Source organism: Phyllobacterium sp., from assembly GCF_037994425.1.
Lineage (GTDB): Bacteria > Pseudomonadota > Alphaproteobacteria > Rhizobiales > Rhizobiaceae > Phyllobacterium.
On the sequence record NZ_JBBNAM010000385.1, the window covers coordinates 1 to 1,446 of the forward strand.

At 52.9% G+C, this 1,446-nt stretch carries 2 protein-coding genes; both read right to left on the bottom strand.

Annotated features, from left to right (window positions below):
• The coding region (locus tag AAAB35_RS25830) for a hypothetical protein (RefSeq protein ID WP_340671203.1) at positions 1-373 on the bottom strand (373 nt) is incomplete at its 3' end.
• A gap of 298 nt (positions 374-671) precedes the next feature.
• Positions 672-1,046 carry a DUF6782 family putative metallopeptidase gene (locus AAAB35_RS25835; protein WP_340671204.1) on the bottom strand — a complete coding sequence of 125 codons (375 nt, stop codon included), beginning with the start codon at positions 1,044-1,046 and terminating at the stop codon, positions 672-674.
• Positions 1,047-1,446: the final 400 nt, after the last annotated feature.

A 1,446-nucleotide genomic window follows, 5' to 3' on the forward strand; every position in this document is an offset into this window, starting at 1 on the left:
AATTAACATCGGAACTTGGAGGCTCAAGTCTCAACTGCTCTAAAGCCGCTTCAACAACGCCATCTTTGTTCAATTGACGTCGAGCATCTTTCGCAAACGTTCCAGCAAGAATGTCTTCTGCAAATTGCTCATCTATTTCCGCGCGCTTCAACAAAGTCTCGGAGGCCCTTTTGATCAGTGAAAGCTCGATTTCGAGTTTCTGACGATTGATCTGCACGTCCCGCTCACCTTTAAAACTGCGTCGTTCGAAGAAATTCGCCGCCATTCTGTCGATGATTGATAATGTTCGGGATTTGCTTTTGAATTCGACGCCCGCGTCTTTGAGCGCTAGCGAAACAGACGTCTCTTTATCAAGATGATCTTCAGTGGCCACGATACTTGATCCCATTTGTTTCCGGATCGAGTATCTTGTGATTCCGCACTGGGTGCTAGGGCACAGCCATCAACATCCACCTTCCAACTTCGTTTCAACAGTGCAAACACCCTGCCCGTAAGGATCGATCGCTAGCCTGGTGATCGACGAGCACCCGATCAGGAAGAAGCCCAGCGCCATTGTGACAACGACAGCGACCAGCATGACCGCGCTGATCGCGATCTCATGCTGATCCTTACTCTCCTGGCGCGCGCTGCTTACCTCCCACGGCTCGTGAGCCAAGGCTCCGGCGGCGTCGTCATACTGCCTCTCTCTGCAGCCAAGCGCGTTGAACGCGATACGCCTGCTCTTCGCAGAACGGAAGATCATTGAAGGCCTGGACGTAGTGCGCGATTTCGTGCGCCAGCACTCCTTGGTGCTGCGGGCTTCCATCCCATTGCTTGAGCACCACAACCTTGATGTCGGGCACATATTGGCCATAGGGCTCCATCTCGGTATCGAGGCGGAACTGAGCTGGGAGGCTGGCCGGGCACTGCATGCGCAATTCACCCGCAGCGAAAGCCATCATCTCCCGAGCAAGTTTGTCGATGCCCTCAATGAAATTGGCATGGGTAAGCGAGACCCAAATCTCGAGCCGCTCAATGGCCTCGGCGAAGTTCATTTCTTCTGCCACTTCGCAGGCTTCTTCTTCATCGGCCTGTCAGGCTTTGGCAGCGCTACAGCAGCGCCTGAAGACAACAGCAAGCCGATGGCTGCGATAAACGCGCGACGGTTCATTCAATTTCCGATTTCTGGCGGACTGGTGTCTCACCAACCAGAATAGTTACCGACGCGGCGCCGGTTTCTTGGGTGGTGGCTGATATAAGGTGTATGCTGCGACCTCACTTGGAGGATGGATGCTAGAAACCTATTACAACTGTCCTGTTTCTGAAGACCCAGTACATGAAGTGTTACTGCGACATGGTGGTTTCGTTGAGTTTTCTTGCCCAAGATGCGGTCGGTTTCGAATTTCTAACTCGGCGATTAAGTCGATGAAAAACCTCTACCGCGTAGAGCGCGAGGCGTTATTGAAC